The sequence below is a fragment of the Sinomicrobium soli genome (genome assembly GCF_003285545.1).
Lineage (GTDB): Bacteria > Bacteroidota > Bacteroidia > Flavobacteriales > Flavobacteriaceae > Sinomicrobium.
Genome location: NZ_QLNV01000013.1, coordinates 1 through 18971 on the forward strand (window position 1 = coordinate 1; position 18971 = coordinate 18971).

Genomic DNA, 18971 nt, shown 5'->3' on the forward strand with positions numbered 1-18971 from the left:
AATGGTGCCGATGGGCCGATGGGGGAATGTGCCGATGGGCCGATGGGAGAATGTGCCAATGTGCCAATGGGAGAATGTGCCAATGTGCCAATGAGGGAATGTGTCAATGTGCCGATGGGGGAATGTGCCGATGGGCCGATGGGGGAATGTGCCGATGGGCCGATGGGGGAATGTGCCGATGGGCCGATGGGGGAATGCGGGGGTTGTACGACGACCCTGGGGTGGCCGGGTGTTTTGTAAAACAAAAAACCACGCCGGAAAGCGTGGTTTCTTATTACGATAAAAGTGTTCCCTTTTTATCTTTAAATCGGTATTCGAGGTACGTGTAAGCATCTCTTGGTAAAATCTTTACCCATTTTTTATATTCCAGGAACCACCTGGAACGGATGGATGGAAATCCTTTGGTTAAATAAGCTGCAATAAACGGGTGTGTATTGAGTACAATTCCGTTGTTGTAGCTTTTACTCTGCATAATTCTTTCAAGATCGGCAGCAATCTTGTTAATAATAACAATAGGGGCTTCAACTTCCCCGGTTCCGTTGGGGTTGTCTTCCCTGGTCTTGATATTCATTTCCGGTCTCACTCTCTGCCTGGTGATTTGTATGAGGCCGAATTTACTGGGCGGGAGTATCTTGTGCTTTGCCCTGTCTTCCTTCATCTCCTCCCGGAGATGGTCGTACAGTTTCCTGCGATTTTCCTGCCTGGTCATATCTATGAAGTCTATGACTATAATACCTCCCATATCGCGCAACCGCAGTTGCCTCGCTATTTCGGTAGCCGCAATGAGGTTTACCTCCAATGCGGTCTCTTCCTGGGATTTGGCTTTGTTGGAACGGTTTCCACTGTTTACATCTATCACATGCAGTGCTTCTGTGTGTTCTATCACCAGGTAAGCACCTCTGCTCATGGATACCGTTTTTCCGAAAGAAGTTTTTATTTGTCTTTCCACCCCGTATTTTTCGAATACAGGTATACGGGATTCATACAATTTTACAATGGATTCTTTCTCCGGTGCAATTTCATGCACATAATCCTTAATCTGATAATAAAGCGTTTCGTCATCTACGTGGATCCCGGTGAATTCATCGCTGAAGACATCCCTTAAAATGGATGCCGCACGATTCATTTCACTCAGAACCTTGGACGGATGAGGCGCTTTATAGATTTTTTTACACATGGCTATCCACCTGCTGTACAGGTTGTGTAAATCTTTGTCCAGTTCTGCGACTTTTTTGCCTTCTGCTACGGTACGAACTATAACACCGAACCCTTTGGGCCTGATGCTCTGAACAAGCCTTTTCAACCGGTCTTTTTCCTCCTTGCTTTCAATTTTCTGCGAAATCGAGATACGATCGGAGAACGGGACCAGTACCAGGTACCTTCCCGCTATGGAAAGTTCCGAACTGATCCTCGGACCCTTGGTTGAAATGGGCTCCTTTACAATTTGTACCAATATAGACTGGTTAGCTTTGAGTACATTCAATATACTGCCGTCCTTGTCTATATCTTCTTCAAATGGGAAGTCTTTTAAAGAAAAGTCTTTTAATTTACCTGTGCTTACACGTTTTATGAATTTCAATAAAGAAGGCAATTTGGGGCCGAGATCGTGATAATGCAAAAAAGCATCTTTCTCATATCCCACATTTACAAAGGCAGCATTCAAGCCGGAAACAGGCTTGCGGATCTTCGCCAGCATAATATCGCCAACGGCAAAATCACTGCTGTCCGCCTCTTTATGTAATTCGATTAGTTTTCCATCCTTTAACAAGGCAAAATCAACGTCAGAGGAACCAGACCGTACGATAAGTTCCTTATTCACTCCGAATGATTTTATATCCGTCTGCTCTTGTCCGGTAAGACACCGACAGACGAAAGGATTAAACAATAATCTTCACAGGTCTCCCGCTTCTGGCGGGATGATAAACCCGGCGAAACTTTTCCCCGGAGGGAACAGTTTCATTTTCAATGAACGTTTTTGTGTTTTATAAAACGAAAAACGGCAGAGACACACCTCTCAGTGTGTCCCTACTTTATTTTTTCTTTTTATGTCGGTTAGCTCTCGCTCTTTTCTTGCGCTTATGCGTAGCTACCTTATGTCTTTTTCTTTTTTTACCACTCGGCATAGTCTGTAAGAATTAGATTAATATTTTACTTTACTTTTACATTCGATTTTACACCCTCAACAAAAACTTTTGCAGGCTTGAATGCAGGAATATTGTGGGCAGGTATCTTGATGGTCGTATTCTTTGAAATATTACGCCCTGTTTTTTCTGCGCGGGTTTTAATGATAAAACTCCCGAACCCTCTCAGATACACATTGTCTCCACTCTCCAGTGAGTTTTTCACCTCCTCCATAAAAGATTCTACTGTGGCCTGCACATCTCCTTTTTCCATGCCAAGCTTTTCCGAAATCCTGGCTACGATGTCTGCTTTCGTCATTTTTATATTTGTTTTATTAACTGTATTATTTAGGGGATGCAAATATATAAATTAATTACTCAATTTTTAAACCCTAATTAATTAAAATTCAATAGCGTCCAAAATGTTTTCCTACAACAGGTCAAAGCAATTGATTTTATCTGCCTTTTTCAGGTGCTTTTAATAAGTAGCGGAAATTATATAAATAACAGCCCGGGACTACCGTATCCGGGGGTGTAGGCTTCGGCATTACCAACTGAATGAAAAACAACACATTAAAGCACAGTCATAAGTCGCAATTTCCCGAAGCCTTCCATCATCATCCCGATTAAAATGTTACTGATTGCCATTTAACCATAGGAAAACGGTCCAAACTTTATACTTTTGATCCACGAACCCTGTAAACGGACCCGGTATTTAAGAACATGAATTTTTCAAAGACAATTACAGACTGGTATCGCACATATAAGAGAGATCTGCCCTGGCGTAAAACCACAGACCCCTATTGTATCTGGTTGTCGGAGATCATGCTACAGCAAACCCGGGTAGAGCAGGGGCTGCCTTATTACCTGAAGTTTACGGCTGCTTATCCCACCGTTTTCGACCTGGCGGCGGCTCCGGAAGACGAAGTGCTCAAGCTTTGGCAGGGCCTGGGATACTATTCCAGGGCCAGGAACCTTCATCACACCGCGCGTTATGTGGCAGAAGAACTGGGCGGGAGGTTTCCTTCTTCCTATAAGGAACTACTGAAACTCAAAGGCATAGGCGACTACACCGCCAGCGCCATTGCCTCCATTTCCTTTAACGAGGCGGCAGCCGTGGTAGACGGCAATGTGTACCGTGTGCTGTCCAGGTATTTCGGGGTCGCCATCCCGGTCAATGCTTCCGAAGGTGTAAAATACTTCAAGGAACTCGCCGGCGAGCTTATAGACCGGCAGGACCCTGCCACCTTTAACCAGGCCATCATGGAGTTCGGGGCCATACAGTGCAGCCCCAGGGCCCCCAAATGTCACGAATGCCCTTTAAACGACGGATGTGTGGCATTAAGGGACGACAAGGTACAACAGCTGCCCGTAAAGATCAGGAAGAACAGCATAAGGCACCGGTACTTTCACTATCTCGTCATAGAACATGACGAATACACCGTACTTCAACAGCGGAAACACAAGGACATCTGGCAACATCTCTATGAATTTCCGCTTATCGAGGCAGACGGTCCCCTGGACAAAAGCGATATTGAACATCACAAGGAATTCCGGAAACTCGTCGGCGACAGCCCGTTCCGGCTCGAACAATACGGAGAAACAGTCATACACAAACTGTCGCACCAGCATATCCATGCCTCCTTCTGGGTTGTATATCCCGGTGATCCCGTAAACGGCACCGTCAGAAAATCGGAGGTCGGCGCCTACCCGGTACCCGTTTTAATCGCTAACTTTGTACGCGAGTATGAATTTTGATCCCCGACGGGGAATACAGCTATTTTTTTAGTATATTTGAGTAATTGGAATTACAACTGTTATGAACGGAACACTGAACAAAGTAATGCTGATCGGGCATTTGGGGGATGATGTGAAAATGCATTATTTTGAAGGAGGCAACTCACTCGGGCGCTTCCCGCTGGCCACTAATGAGACCTATGTAAACAGGCAGACGGGAGAGCGGGTCACCAATACCGAATGGCACAATATTGTAGTTCGGAACAAGGCCGCCGAAATATGCGAGAAATACCTCAGTAAGGGAGACAAGATCTATGTGGAAGGCAGAATAAAGACCAGGCAATGGCAGGGAGAAGACGGTAACACCCGCTATTCTACGGAAATACAGGCTACCGATTTCACCTTTCTCTCCACTAAAAAGGAAAGCGGGGACGATAATTATTCCCCGGCAAGCTCTTCTGCGTCGGCAGGAAACCGCCCTGTTGAGAACCGTCCCGAACCGTCACAGGATAACAACGGGGACGATGACGATTTACCGTTTTAATCCCCCCGGACGGGATTAAATTTCCCGTGCCCGGCCCCGGAACGGGGCGGGACATGTTTATTTGAATACCTCGAAGGCTTACTCCGGGGTAATCAATTTTAAGTTTAACCAAATTAACAGCGATTGGACCCTGAACCCTCGAGTTTTATCGCCTTGCTGTCAGGTACGGAAGGCATTACCATTTTTAAATTCATCATCCTTGTCGTTTTGCTGTGCTGTTCTGCCCTGATCTCGGGAGCGGAAGTAGCTTTCTTTTCCCTTACCCAAACCGATATCAATGAAGAGATCGCCTCAAAGAGCAACAGGGGGACCCTCATCGTAAAACTCATGCAAAAGCCGAAAAGGCTGCTGGCGACCATACTGGTGGCCAACAATTTTATAAATATCGCTATCGTATTGCTGTTCAGTTCTCTCGGGCAATCGTTCTTCGGAGGTATGGAACAAACCATCTTCGGCATTGTGGAACTGCGCTTTATACTGGAGGTAGTGGTAGCCACCGCCCTTATCCTTCTTTTCGGAGAGATCCTCCCGAAAATCTACGCCAGCCGCAACCGGGTCAGGTTTGTCCACCTGATGGCTTATCCGCTGACCGTACTGGACAGGGTACTGCTCCCCTTCAGCATTCCCATGAAAGCCTCCACGGCTTTCCTGCAGCACAAGCTCGGCAGGCAGAAGACCAACCTCTCCGTAGACCAGCTTTCCCATGCCCTCGAACTTACCTCCGAATCAGACACTACCCGGGAAGAACAGAAAATACTACAGGGCATAGTCTCTTTCGGAAACACCGACACCAAGCAGGTCATGTGCCCCCGTATCGATATTTTTGCCCTCAGTGAAGATCTGAAGTTCCAGGAGGTTATCCGCGAGATCGTCAAAAACGGCTATTCGCGCATCCCGGTGTACAAAGACCATGTAGACAATATTACGGGCGTACTTTACGTCAAGGACCTCCTGCCCCATATCGACAAAAAGACCTTTGCCTGGGCCCGCTTAAAAAGGGAAGCCTATTTCGTTCCGGAAAACAAGAAACTCGACGACCTGCTCAAGGAATTCCAGGACATGAAAATGCACCTGGCCATTGTGGTAGACGAATACGGGGGAACTTCCGGGCTGGTGACCCTCGAGGACATCATAGAAGAGATCGTAGGCGATATCAGCGATGAGTTTGACGACGAAGACCTCATTTTTTCCAAACTGGACGAAAACAATTACGTCTTTGAAGGCAAAACAAGCCTGAAGGATTTTTACCGGGTACTCCGCCTGGAAAACGACGAGGCGCTTTTCGAGGAGAAAAAGGGAGAATCGGAGACCATTGCCGGTCTTGTTCTCGAGATCGCGGGTAAATTTCCCCGGATCAGGGAGAAAATAAACTTCCATCATTTTACGTTTGTCATAGAAGCGCTGGACGAAAAGCGTATCAAACAGATAAAAGTAACCATAGGGAAGCCCCGGGAGACAGAAAAAACTTCGCAATGAAAATAACGCGACAACGCATTGCATTCGCATTACCCGTTATTTTGCTGTTCCTGTTTACGGCATGTCATCACGACCCGGTGCCCAAACCCAGGGCCGTATTGCGGCTGGAATATCCGGAACCCTCCTACGAGGCCACCTCGCCCCCCCACTGTCCTTTCCGGTTTGAAAAAAACAGTATCGCACAGATCGGGGACAAAGGGCATTGCCGGCTCGATATCGGGTATCCCGAAATGAAAGCAACCATCTTTCTCACGTATATGCCCGTGGAAAACAACCTGAAGGAACTGATGACAGACGCCGAAAAACTGACCTTCGACCACGTGGTCAAGGCAGATGAAATTGGCGTGGGCGGACAGTTCGAGAACGCGGAGAGCAGGGTATACGGCCGTTTATACGAGGTTGCCGGCAACGCCGCTTCACAGGTACAATTTTACGTTACCGACAGCACCTCACATTTTCTCACAGGCTCCCTGTACTTCTATTCCAGGCCCAATTACGACTCCATCCTTCCGGCAGCGAAATACCTGGGCAGGGACATCCGGAGGCTTATGGAGAGTCTGCGATGGGAGAACAACGATATATCCCGCCCCGGGACCGTATCCGACTAAAAGAGATATTCATCTTCCCTGAAAGAAATCTGCCTTATTTCCTGTTCGAGATCGCTTTCACTCAGTGGTTTTCCGGGCAGTAACACCCTGTATTTCTCTTCCTGTTCCCTGTCCCCGAGCTTTCGGTACACATACATTCTCAGCGTATGCTGAAGATCCCTGTCGATCATATCCTCATAGGGTTTGCCTACCCCCAGGTGCTCCGGCCAGGTCTCGCTTTCCCCGGTTTTCCGCAATGCTTTTTCATATTGTCCTTTTTTATAGGCCTTATAAGCCAGCATCAGTTTTGTCTGCCTGAAGTATTTGTGTCCGTCGGTTGCTCCTTCAAAAGGTAATATCCTGATCCGTGACAACACTTCCTCTGCCCGCGGATATGCTCCCTGCTTCATAAGGAGCTTTATCAGGGCCAGCCCCGCCACATAATTGTCCGGGTTCCTGCGGTACAGTTTTTCAAGCATGCCGACCGCTTTTCCCGCTTCTCCCGACTTTTCCAGAAGATTCCCATACATAACCTGGTATCTCCACTGTTCCGGGGCCAGGTCTGTCGCCTTGTCCAGGTAACCGAGCTTTGCAGCCATACCACCCTGTTCGCCTACCCTGGCCTTCATCACATAATACGGGGCATAATCCACTCCGGTAGCGTTCAGCAGAGAGTCCGCCTTGTGGTTATTGCCCCTGAAACTGTGTATTAATGCCAGGAGGTAGTTGAGCCGCCAGGAAGGCCTTTCCTGTTGTAACTGCTCCAGCATCATCGCACTTTCCTCCCGGAAGGGGAATACGTAATCCAGTGACATTTTTTCAGCCTGTTCAAAATAGCGGTCAGTGTCTTCTTCGCGGTCAGACAGAAAAGACAGCCAGTACGTGGCAAGTGCATTTCCGGGGGCGAGTTTTAACAGTGTCACACTTTCGTCCGTTCTTCCCAGTTCATAATACCAGATCGCCATCTCCAGGTAGGTTTCCAGCGGCATTTCATTCCTGATAAGCGAGGTAAAATCCGTTTTATCCTTTTCGGATCCCGTCCTGAGATAACGCTCAAACCGCATAAAGTGACTGAGAGGATTGAGTCTTTCAATCCTGCTTTCCATTTCGTTCATCGCCGCTTCATCGTGCTCCAGACGGGCAATTACGTATAAGACCCGTAGCGCATCCATGTTCCGGTGACGGTTATCGAGGGCCCGCATTGCATATTCGCCTGCCTTGTCAAGGTCATTCTTTTTCAGGTAAAGGTGGCTCAGCCGGGTATAGGCAGCGTTCCTGTTACGGGAATCCAGGGCAGCCACTTCATAGCCATCCAGGGCATCGTAAAACCTTCCGGTTCCGGATGCCGACAGGGCATAGTAGTAATTGGCATCGCCGTCGTAAGTATCGATACTCAATGCTTTTTTCGCATACCGGAAAGCGGAATCGTACTCCATCTTAAAGTACTTGATCTTCGCCATCTCTACCAGGGAGGGAACAAAAAAACCGTTCTCTTTTAAAGAAGCCCCGATGGTTTCCTCGGCCAGCCGGTATTTCCTGAAATTGGCATAGTCCCTTCCCAGAAGGTACAACCCGTAATAGCTGCCGGTATCAAATCCTTCGGGGGAAGACACCGGCCGGCTGAGTTTTTTCTGATCGTTCCCGGCCAGGTCTATGCGGTCATCGCCGAGCTGTATAAACCGCAACCGGGCATTTTCCGGCAGTGTTACCCTTTTTTCAAGGGATCGCAGCGGACTGACCACAATCTCCTCCCTGTATATCTCATCACCATCTGCCCCCAGGAGGACCATATCTCCCTTGAATTCCTTTACCGGGGAAAGTGCAATATACAGGGCCGTACCCTGCAGCTTGATATTGAAAGCCCCCGCAGTATTCGCATGTGTAAACCCGCCGATATTACCGAAAGGATACCAATACTCTTTCCACGACTCATCGGTATAGGGTATCAGCCCGATCTGCTTAAAGGGCGTCTTACTGCTCTGGTCCACATTCTGGTTGTACAGCCTGCCGCTCTGTATTTCCACGTATTGCCCGCTGTGGTCGGTAAGCAGGTCTTCCCATATTTTTCCCTCTTCAGACTGGGCCCACAGAAAGATCTTTTTTCCCGGTTTGTCTCCCCTGTACGAATAGCGTATCATGCCGTAATCACGCGCTTTCCACAAGGCACCGAAATACCGGCTGTAAACGCCCAGCACGTGATACGACTTCGATCCGTCAAAACCATTCTCCGAATACAGCGACAGATCCCTTCCCTGTGCATCCAGCGGCCAGGTATGCGCACTTCCGTCATGGCCAATGTAATGACTGCCCGGATAGAGGAATTGCAGGTCGTCTCCCGCGGGGATCCCTGCATTCATCCAGGTGTAATAGGGCTGTTCCACACCGGTCTGATTAAACCAGTAAGACTGCGTCGTAAAATACGCCCTGTCCTTTTCCAGGTTGATATCCAGTACCCACCGGGTCCTGGTGAGCAGGTCCAGTACACTTACCACACAGCTAACGCTGCCGTTTTCCCTGGTCATCACCTTGTAATCTACCGGGGTGGCGCTGTTGGGAGTATGCCCTATAATACCGTAATTGGCCTCGATACCCCCGCTTACCCAGGGGCCCCTCATTGCTATATCCCTGAATTTTACCACTTCATTGTTATACAAAAAGTATTCTTTATTGATCTTGTCATAGGCGGTCCATACCTTCCCACCTATTTCCGGCATGATCATCACCTTGATATAGTCGTTTTCCAGTTCCACAACCTTCCATTCCTTCTGCACCGCTTCCCGGGTAAAACCGTCAAAGCGGAAATACGGGTATAGTTTCGGTACTGCCGGTACCGGGTCAGGGTCGGAAAAGGGGTAAGTGGTGTATGGCTTCATGTATTCCCTGTACATAGCCCCCTGCTGGGCAAAGACCTCGCAGGAAATAAGGACCAGGATTAAAACTGTTGATAATTTTTTCATCTTTCCTCTATGATTAACATCCAACCCTTATTCCTTTCCACGGGGATCTCCTCGTCTGTACCGAAGGCCCTTCCGGGCTGGAAATCCCTGACTTCCGGAGCACGTATCCCAGCCTTTTTCCTGTCAATTCCCAGTGCTTTCCAGTCTATCTGCAACGTTACCGAAGTATCTTCTTCTGCCCAGCTCGCCACAGACACCAGGGCTTTGCCCTCTTTCCTGTATACTGTTGCCAGTACCTTTTCATTGCCGGTCTTTACCGGGTTCTTCTTCACCCAGTACCCTATCATGTCTGAGCCCTGCATTCCGAAATCGTCCCAGACCTTCCAGATCGCATCGGGCCTTTTTTCCTGGTACGGCATCCTGTTGGTCATCCCGTATACCATTCCCCTCCACGGGTTTCCCCCGTCCTGCAGCATCTCCCCCATAAGCCCGAACGGTATCCCGCTCACCTCGGTGAGATAAAAGGCGGGAGATGCTTTCTCATAATCGAAATACTCCCCGAACCAGAGCCTGTCTATATACGGAAAATGCTCCATATACAAGTGAGCGCTGTTGATGTAACCGTCGCGTTCATTGTACTGATTGGCCGAATGCAGGTCTATAAGCCCGGGATGCCCGCCGCGGGTCAATACCCGTTTTATCCTTTTCATGGTGATGCGGTCGAAGGCCACATCATCGAGGTATATCCCGTCGATCCCTATGTTGCGCACCAGCCAGTTCATGCCTTCCACGTAATAATTGTGCCAGCGGTTCATGCCGCTGTTTATAATGGCGGCATCCTTGTATCGCGGCACATACCATGCCGCGATATAATGGTCCTGCAGATGTTCCTGCAGCCAGGCACTTCCTCCCCCGTCTCCTTCAGAAAAGACCTCGTTGTCCAGGCTTCTCAGGGGATAGAGTTCGTAAAGGCGGTTAGAGACCTCCCGAACCGTATTGTATATTTTGACTTTCAGGTTTTTACGGTGAGCTTCATCGATATACGCCTTCATTTCCTTAGTCGCAATAAAGGGATAATTGATGTAGGGGTTGATCTCGTTCGCGTGATGAATATTGACCACATTCGATCCGCTCCTGATCACAGAATCCACCGGTTTGTAGGCGTGAAAATAACGGTTGTTCCAGTGCTTATCGGTTTGCAGGGTGTGAAACGGGGTAATTAGCAGTGTAAAATTAAAATACAGTTCCTCTCCTTTTTTCATCGATCGTTTTCCGCTGTAATTATCGACCACCACACGGCCTTCCGACGCACCGATGCGTATACCCCCCTTTCCGTCATTGCCCCAGGAGGCGGGTAGCCTCAGCGGCTTCTGCAGGTAAAAATTGGTATTCAGCGGCCGCTGGTAATGCTCGTCCCTGAGGCTCAGCTGCATCCCTGCATTTACATCCCCTATCCACCAGCCGTCCTGGTTCCTGTTCTTTACATCCCATTTCCAGTCTACCACATCCGGCAGCTCCCCACCTTCGAACCCCAGCCCGAGTAAGTATTCCGCACTGTCTTCAGACAAGGGCACCTCCAGGGAAACATCCTCAAGCTCCACATCGCGCTGCGCGGTAAGTTTTATTTCGTAATTCATAAAACCGTCAAATTCCAATGAGCCCGACACGTTCATCTGCAGGTCATGCCCGCTGCTCACAGCGCTCCAGCTGACCTTCCCGGATTCTTTTTCCAGGAAACTCACCCCGGAACCGTCCGTTTCCACAACCGGTCCGCCTGCCTTTTTAACGGAGAACCTGAACGGGGAGGCCAGGATATCTTTTGCTTTATCCGATACCGAGGTCATTTCTTCGGTAAAGAAGCTTTCGACCGCGGAAGGCAGGCCGTTTTCACCCAGGACTACCTTTCGTCCCAGTATCGACAGCGTGTTGCCCTTTACCTCTACCGGTGTATACGGGGCAATCACCGAGTTCTCCTGTGCCAGCGTGGAGTTGATCCAGGACAGCCTGGTCTGTTTCCACGGTTCGTCCATACCATTGTTCCCGGCGACCTCCTCCGTAACGGTAAGTTCGATCTTCGTCTTTACTTCCGCACTGTTCGACGGTTTAAGCACGATCTCCCCGGTATAGGTCCCGGCAGGGGTCTCTTCGGGCAGGTCTATCCCGAACCACAGTGGTTGTACCAGCCCTTTGGCGACATTGACGGTCTTTGAAAAAGGTGTTCCGGTATAGTCCGTACCTTCCTTGTTAAAGCAGGAAAAAAGGGTTTCGGGCAATATATTCCCGTCGCGGTCCCTGAAACCGGAATACGAGATGGATATATCGGTAAGGTCCTGGTCCTTTGCCCATACTCCCAGCTGAAAGGTGTAGTGCTCTCCCCGCTTTACCCGGTCGCTGAATACCGGCTTCAAGGTTCCGGTAACCCACTTCGCGGGCAGGTATTTTTTCATTTTTACCGGGAATTCCCGGTACTCCGGAAAAACCACATAGGGCTGCCCTTTAACTTTTTTCTTAAATTCCTCCGTTTCCTCCCGGGTAGCAATAACCTCCATAGGTGTATTGCTGTTAAAATCGTCTACCGGCTCCAAGCGGATCACTTCCGCCACAGACCGTTTCGATATCTTATACTTTTTACGGTTTTCCGTATTTTTGGCCGGTTGGTCCAGGTACCTGGCATCGGGATAATTCCCTCTCCCCTCCAGTTTATAAGGCAGGTAATACACATAATATATTCCTTTGTTCCCGTTGGTCGCAAAGGTCAGGACCCCTCTTTCCGGGGTGATATCGACCGGTTGTACTTCCGGTACGGCCTCCTGCCCGGCACTGTCGATTACAATAATCGCCTGGTTTCTGGTTACATTGCGATTTCGCCAGTTTATGGAAACGGTTACTCCGTCCACCTTTTTCTTTACCTGGACCACTGCCCGCTGGGTTCCCAGTGAATCTGCATCCCATAATTCCTCCTGTGGAGGATACAGGTGTTGCTGGGCCGGAAGCGTATGCCCGGTAATCAAAAGGAAACTTATCAGTATAATACGGCCTATGCCATTTGAATTTCTCATTGTTGTTCTGTTTTAAAATAAGCAGACCAGGTAGACCGGGGCACATATTCTGCCCGGTACGGAATAAAATACGAGTTCAGGGCCCATAATACCTCTCCCTTCTGATCGCTGATCACGACCCCGCCTGTCTTGGAACTGGTAAACAGTATGTTATCATTCGGCAACAGGGTGGAGCTCCCCATCCTGGACGTGTAGTACCTCCCCGGAAGTACGGTATTGATCTTTATGTTGGCCCGCATATTCACGGTATCCAGGTCAAAGGAAACACTCCTGGAGAACTTGTTGACCTTCGTGGTGTCGTTAGGTGAAAAATCACCGTTGTCAAACAGCATCAGGTCTCCAAGCCTGTTGATATGGGCATCGTGCTGAAAGTAGAAATACGAGGTGGAATCCATTTCAAAATCTCCTCCCTTACCCAGTTTCCAGACAAGTTTTCCGGTTTTCGGGTTCACCTTCCACACCTGGTTTTCAATGGGAGTGGACAACAGGTAATTTCCATCCCGGTCGAGCCGGATCGAATTAAAGTGAAACCGGTCTCCCGCATATTCCTCCAGCCGGGTGTCCTTTTCGATGTCCCATACCTCCCAGGCAGACCATTTTTTCACCACTTCCCCCAGGGTATCCATGATCATGACCCCGTCGCCCCACAGGGTATCTCTGGCCTCTCCCGAACCTTTAAGGTCATACATCCTGTAATCCCTGTAGATGCTCATGATCTGGCTTTGGTCATTCATCCGGATATCGTGATGGAATACCAGGTCCTTTTCTGCCACGTTTATACGTCTCAGCTCATGTCCTTCGAGGTTGAGTTCCACGATTTCGGTTCCGCCGACAAACCCTGTTTTACCTGTTCTCATGTAATAGCTGGCTACCCCGGCATTTTCTCCTTTCTTTTTTTTTCTGAACTCATCCTTCCGGGCCGGGGCCAATAAGGCCAGAATGGTTTTCCGGGGGGTTATCGTCGCTATCCGTACCCCGAGGTCATCATCCTGCCAATACCAGCGGACCACCCCGTTGCCGTCTACTATGGCAATATAACCGGGGTATCCCCTGTAACACAGCATGACCATGCCGTCGTCCAGTGCAGTCACGTCGCGGGGAGCCCCTTCTTTCATCCAGTCGTGAACCATCCACGGGGGAGCGTCCATAGTGTGAAAACTCCGGATATCCGTCGACTTGTCAAACAATCCCTTTACGGTAATCCTGTACTCGTATGTTGTTCCGGGTTCCAGGAGAAGAAGGTGAATATCGTGTTCTTCCCTATCCTCCGAAACCGGGGTCGTATACTTTTCGGCCCCGCCTTCTTTCCAGTACTCGACATACACCGAAGCCGTCTTGTTCAGCACGATATTTATGTCTTCCTTAAGTGCCGAGTTACCGGGAGAACTCAACCTTATCTCCCTGATCTCTACAGTACCGGAAAGCAGGTAAAAAACAGCCAGTACGATAACCAGAAGTACCCCGGACAGAATAATAACACTTCCTCTTTTCAACGATAGTCCCATACGCAAATTTTAAGGCATCCTGTTTGCATTTTCCCCTGCCATTTCCGGGTGAAGCATGGCTTCATCCAGCGGATACGGGAAATACCTCATGTTTTCCGTAACCACGGGGGCCATTCCCCGCGAAACCAGGTAATCGTTGCACACCTCCACGTATTTCCCCAGCCGTATAAGATCTGCCCTCCTGTGGTATTCAAAAACCAGTTCGAAACCTCTTTCATCGACCAGTACATCTATCATTTCCTCTTTGCTTGCAGGAATGGGGAACTCTGCACTGCTTCCGTATTCCGGCGCATCGGCCCTGGCCCTGATCTCATTTACATAAGGCAGGGCAGCATCAGGACCGTTCAGGGCATTCTCGATTTCCGCCTTACAGAGGATCACATCGGCCAGCCTGAACACCTGTATGGTCCTTCCGTCCAGGTATGAATTGGAGATCATCTCATAAGAATATTTTTTAGTGGCCACATTTTGCAGCAGCTTTGTAGTATCGTTGGGAGGCACTGTTTCCCCCACCTCAGGCATTTTGTAATAGAAACCGCTTTCTGTATTGCCATCCCTGGGAGAGGCCCCTTCGTAGTCAAAGTAAAAGAACTGCTTTCTCGGGTCTTCATCCGCATATTTTCTCCAGAAAGGGAGCGATACGGCATAATACTGCCACCTGTTCTGGACCACTTTGTGATCTGACGGCCCGAAGTGATTGGTAATCTCTCCCCCGTTCTGTGCAGCTTCGTGCAATATCCCGAAAATGAGCCCGTCATCTATTTTATTGGACTCAGACCATTCGTCCTTAAAATCCGGGTTCAGGGTGTAGATGCCTTCATCTCTCAGGGCCAGCACCTGATCGATATACTCCTTGGCCCGGGCATAATCATGTGAACGCATATACACCTTTCCGAGGAGGGTCAGCGCAGCGCCTTTTGTAGCTCTCCCCAATCCGTATTCCGTATCCCAGGTTTTGGGAAGGTGTTCTATGGCAAATTCGCAATCTTCGATGATCACTTTTTCCACTTCTTCCACGGGCGACAGCGGGGAATCTGTGCTTTCTCCCGGGTTTTCATAGGTGGTGATCAGCGGAACCGGGCCCCAGGAATCGGTCAGGTCTTTATAGGCCAGTGCCCTCAGGAAGCGCGCCTGCCCGGTAATATAATCTTTTCGGGCCTGATCCATTTCCACCTCCTCTATCCTGCCCAGCAGGATATTGGCATTGCTGATCACTTCATACATGTTCTGCCAGTTCAGCCGGAAATACCGGTTGTTATCATCATAGGTGAAATTGCTCATCTTCGTAGGATCTCCCGCTGCCGTGGAAAACCCCATATCGGTCGCGTAATCCGTGATCATGACCAAATACCCGGCATAGTAAAGATAGGCATCTCCCGGATACGGGTTCAGCTTGGAATAGATCCCGGTCAGGGCTGCTTCTATATCACTCTCCGTGCTATACGCATTTTTGGTGGTCAGGTCGCTGTACAGTTCGGGTTCCAGGTTGGTACACGCCGCAAAGACCAGGCTGATGACCGGTATGACAATATATTTTTTATAATCCATCATTTGCTTCTCTTTAAAATTTAACACTTAAACCAAAAGTGAACGATCTCATGCTGGGGTAGGAATTAAAGTCCAGTCCCGCTCCGGCATTCGCCGCCTGCTGATTTCCCCCTGCGCTGAGCCCGTTATTATTCTCATATCCCTTGGTATCCACCTCCGGGTCCCATCCCGAATAGGAGGTTATGGTAAAAAGGTTTTCTCCCATCAGATACACCCGCAGCGATTCCACTTTTTCCGTTTTCAGGGGTACGGTATATCCCAGGGTCAGGTTCCTCAGGCGCAGAAACGAGGCATCCTCTATAAAATGATCGTTGACATACCCTCCGTACTGTGCGTAATAGAAACCATTTCTCGGAAGGTTGGTATCGGTATTATCCGGGGTCCACCGGTTCAATGCGTCCCTGGTCCTGTTCCATTCCAGGTTCATCCTGGTCATATTCAGCAGGTCGTTCCCTATATTTCCGTACAGGAAAAACGACATGTCAAAATCCTTATAGGTAAGACTGTTCGTAAACCCCAGTGTCATTTTCGGAGTCGCATTCCCTATGATGGTCCGGTCTGCAGAAGTGATTTCCCCGTCATTATTAACATCAACAAACAACGGATCACCAGGCACCGCACCGGGTTGCGGCCCGTAGGTTTCACCCTCCTGGAGCACCCCCGCATATTTATACCCGAACAGCGACCCCAGGGGCTCTCCTTCCCTGATTATGGCATAGGCTTCTTCAGAAACCGTTCCCATAGGCTTGGACGAGGTAAGCAATATATCGCTTTCCCCTCCCAGCGACTTCACTTTATTACTGTTAAAGGCAAGGTTGAGATGAGTGGTCCAGGTAAAATCTTCTCCTACAACATTTTTGGATTCCATCCCGAATTCTATTCCCTTATTCTCAATGGCCCCGATATTTTTCAGGCCGGAAACATAGCCCGTATACATCGGAAGATTTACTCGTATCAGCAGGTTTTCGGTTTTCTTGTGATAGGCATCGACATTGAAGCTCAGCCTGTTGTCCAGGAAGCTGAAATCCACTCCCACATTGTACTGGTCTGTAGTCTCCCATTTCAGCCTGCTGTTTTCCGGGCTGGTATTGTTCAGGTATGCCCCCGAAGAATTCTGTTCCCCGTCAAAAGTGTATTTGGCATTGGACATAAGACCGTAAGAGGCGTAATCCCCGATCCTTTCGTTACCGGTCTTACCGTAACCCGCCCTGAATTTCAGGTCGGAAAACAGGTTTTGGTCCTGCATGAACTGTTCATTGATAACCCGCCATGCAAACGACCCGGAGGGGAAAACCCCCCAGCGATTGTCCTCCCCGAACCGGGACGAACCGTCGGCCCGGACCGTAAAGGTCAGTAAATACCGGTCGTCAAAGGTATAATTGACCCTTCCGAAAAAGGAGGCCAGTATGTTTTCGCTCTTATACGAAGATACCCCGGTGATCGTCGAGGCCGCCCCCAGATTGTTATAACCGTAGAGGTCGGTTGAAAAACCATATACATTTATTCCCTTCCGCTCATTGATAAACTTTTCATAAGAGTATCCGCCCATAAACTGGAAGGCGTGTTTTTCATTGAATTCCCTGTTATAGGTAAGGAACATATCGAACAGGTTATGGGTAAGCGAATAATCGGAGGTCGAGGCCACCCCGTTGTCTGCGCTTCCCTGGTAAGATTCCCGCAACAGGTAGGTGCCCAGCTGATCGTGCCTTATCTCCGTCCCGGCATCCACTCTGGCGGTAAGTCCTTCGGCCAGGTTAAATTCCATGAACATGGTTCCGTTGAAGGCATCTTTCTGAAGATCGTTCTGCCTGGACATCAGGTTGGCCAGCGGATTGTCTCCCCTTCCCCCGGGAGGCCGGGCAAAACTACCGTCTGCATTGTAAACGGGAACCGTAGGGTCGTACGTAAGAACCGCATACAGCACATTGGAATTCAATATATTACCACTATATAACTGGTAATCCGATTTTTCGCGCTGGGCCATCATGCTAACCCCGGTTTTGAGAAAATCATTGATCTTGTGATCTATGTTTACCCTCCCGGAAACCCGGGAAAAGTTGGTATTCTTCAAAACCCCGTCCTGGTCAAAAAAACCCAGGCTGGTCAGTATCTTTGTCTTTTCATTTCCCCCGGTAACCTGTATACTGTAGTTTTGTATCACACTGTTCCGGGTAGTGGCTTCTACCCAATCGGTATTGACATCAGATTCCAGTTGCGAAGGAGTATACACTCCGTATTCCTGGTTTTCCTGCCCGGGTATCTCTTTATACAGTGCGTTGGCCAGGCTCATATAATCCTTGCCGTTCAGCATGTCGAACGGATTGGTAATATGCTGAATACTGGTATATGCGTTTACGGTGATATTGCTGATCCCTTCCTTTCCCCTCTTGGTAGTGATCATGACTACTCCGTTGGCTCCTCGCGAACCGTAAATGGCCGTGGCAGATGCGTCTTTCAGTATTTCCATGGAGGCTATGTCGTCCGGGTTTATATTTACCCCGTTATCTGTAGGGAACCCATCTACCACATACAGGGGTTCATTGGTACTGCTCACCGAATTTGCGCCCCTTATCCTGATCGACATACTCCCTCCCGGCGCTTTCGAATTCTGGGTCACCACTACCCCGGAAGCCCTTCCCTGAATAGCCTGGGCCACATTGCTGACCGAGCCTCCCGAGGTCAGGTCTTCAGAGCTCAGGGAAGAAACAGCCCCGGTAAGATCGCTCTTTTTCTGTGTTCCGTACCCTACGACAACAACTTCTTCCAGGGCAGAAACATCTTCTCTTAATGCTACCTGTACCTCTGTCCGCCCGTCTACCGGAACTTCCTGGTTCACAAAACCGAGGTAAGAAACCTCCAGTACCGCATCCTTCCCGGAAACCGTCAAGGTATAATTCCCGTCAAAGTCGGTCTGTGTACCGTGTGCAGTCCCTTTCTCCAGTACATTTGCCCCGGGCAACGGCGTTCCCTGCGAATCGGTCACTGTTCCCGATATTTCCATCCCCTGTTCCCCTGCCGATATATTGGTTTCGGATGTACCCGGTTCGGGTATTTTTCCGGGTTTTTTGCGTACAATGACCTGTCTGCCGTCCAGTTCATAAGTAAGGGTAGTCTTCCCGAATATCTTGTGCAGGATATCCTCCAGGGTGGCATCCTTTACGTCGAGGGATACCTTTTCCCTTTCATCCAGCGTACCATCCTTATAAAAAAAGACGTATTCACTGTTCTTTTGTATTTCCTCGAATACCTGTTTTACCGTAACGTTCCTCATGTTAATGTCCATCCTGGTCTGTGCAGAAGAATGACTGGCATATACCGAAGACAATCCGATACCGATAAAGAGAAGAAATATTTTCATCGCGGTCCATAAGAACCTCACAGGGGGAAAGCCCCCCGGGAAGCCAGGGTTAGTATTTTTATTCATACTTTTGTTGTGTTTGTTGATTAATTGTTACCGGCAAGGCCCGGTAAGGTTAATTTTCCACCGGGAGATGTTGG

12 protein-coding genes are annotated in these 18971 nt (G+C 49.1%); 5 read left to right on the forward strand and 7 right to left on the reverse strand.

From position 1 onward, the window contains the following. Nucleotides 1–240: hypothetical protein (locus DN748_RS14825; protein ID WP_201741494.1), on the forward strand; the 240-nt coding region annotated here is incomplete at its 5' end. A 34-nt stretch (nucleotides 241–274) separates the two neighbouring features. Here the strand turns inward: DN748_RS14825 and DN748_RS14830 are convergent. Together DN748_RS14830 and DN748_RS14835 are read right to left on the reverse strand one after the other, a co-directional pair. Continuing rightward, nucleotides 275–1819 carry an Rne/Rng family ribonuclease gene (locus DN748_RS14830; RefSeq protein WP_112372618.1) on the reverse strand — a complete coding sequence of 515 codons (1545 nt, stop codon included), beginning with the start codon at nucleotides 1817–1819 and terminating at the stop codon, nucleotides 275–277. 329 nt (nucleotides 1820–2148) lie between these two features. Beyond that, complete coding sequence (locus DN748_RS14835; protein ID WP_112372619.1) at nucleotides 2149–2439, reverse strand: HU family DNA-binding protein; 291 nt, start codon at nucleotides 2437–2439, stop codon at nucleotides 2149–2151. A 404-nt stretch (nucleotides 2440–2843) separates the two neighbouring features. Between DN748_RS14835 and mutY the strand changes: the two genes are divergently transcribed. The 4 genes from mutY to gldD all read left to right on the forward strand — a co-directional run bounded on the left by mutY (nucleotide 2844) and on the right by gldD (nucleotide 6485). Then, on the forward strand, nucleotides 2844–3878 hold the full coding sequence (gene mutY / locus DN748_RS14840; protein ID WP_112372620.1) for an A/G-specific adenine glycosylase: 1035 nt from the start codon (nucleotides 2844–2846) through the stop codon (nucleotides 3876–3878). Nucleotides 3879–3939: 61 nt separating this feature from the next. After that, nucleotides 3940–4401: a single-stranded DNA-binding protein gene (locus DN748_RS14845; protein WP_112372621.1), complete on the forward strand. Its 462-nt coding sequence runs from the start codon at nucleotides 3940–3942 to the stop codon at nucleotides 4399–4401. A gap of 123 nt (nucleotides 4402–4524) precedes the next feature. After that, a complete protein-coding gene (locus DN748_RS14850; protein WP_112372622.1) occupies nucleotides 4525–5877 on the forward strand; it encodes a gliding motility-associated protein GldE in 1353 nt (450 codons plus the stop codon). Next, the gene (gene gldD, locus DN748_RS14855) at nucleotides 5874–6485 is read left to right on the forward strand and encodes a gliding motility lipoprotein GldD (RefSeq protein ID WP_112372623.1); all 612 of its coding nucleotides are present in this window, start codon (nucleotides 5874–5876) and stop codon (nucleotides 6483–6485) included. The genes DN748_RS14850 and gldD overlap by 4 nt, the downstream gene beginning before the upstream one ends. Here the strand turns inward: gldD and DN748_RS14860 are convergent. Genes DN748_RS14860 through DN748_RS14880 form a run of 5 tightly spaced genes read right to left on the reverse strand, consistent with a single transcriptional unit; the run spans nucleotide 6482 to nucleotide 18831 of the window. Continuing rightward, the gene (locus tag DN748_RS14860) at nucleotides 6482–9421 is read right to left on the reverse strand and encodes a DUF5107 domain-containing protein (RefSeq protein ID WP_112372624.1); all 2940 of its coding nucleotides are present in this window, start codon (nucleotides 9419–9421) and stop codon (nucleotides 6482–6484) included. The genes gldD and DN748_RS14860 overlap by 4 nt on opposite strands. Beyond that, the gene (locus DN748_RS14865) at nucleotides 9418–12420 is read right to left on the reverse strand and encodes a glycoside hydrolase domain-containing protein (protein WP_236636882.1); all 3003 of its coding nucleotides are present in this window, start codon (nucleotides 12418–12420) and stop codon (nucleotides 9418–9420) included. Before DN748_RS14865 ends, DN748_RS14860 begins: the two co-directional genes overlap by 4 nt. Beyond that, nucleotides 12417–13925, reverse strand: a complete 1509-nt coding sequence (locus tag DN748_RS14870; protein ID WP_112372625.1) for an aryl-sulfate sulfotransferase — start codon at nucleotides 13923–13925, stop codon at nucleotides 12417–12419. Before DN748_RS14870 ends, DN748_RS14865 begins: the two co-directional genes overlap by 4 nt. A 9-nt stretch (nucleotides 13926–13934) precedes the next feature. Next, on the reverse strand, nucleotides 13935–15476 hold the full coding sequence (locus DN748_RS14875; protein ID WP_201741495.1) for a RagB/SusD family nutrient uptake outer membrane protein: 1542 nt from the start codon (nucleotides 15474–15476) through the stop codon (nucleotides 13935–13937). A 10-nt stretch (nucleotides 15477–15486) separates the two neighbouring features. Continuing rightward, entirely contained in the window at nucleotides 15487–18831 is a 3345-nt protein-coding gene (locus tag DN748_RS14880; protein WP_112372680.1) for a TonB-dependent receptor, read from the reverse strand. Nucleotides 18832–18971 lie beyond the last annotated feature (140 nt).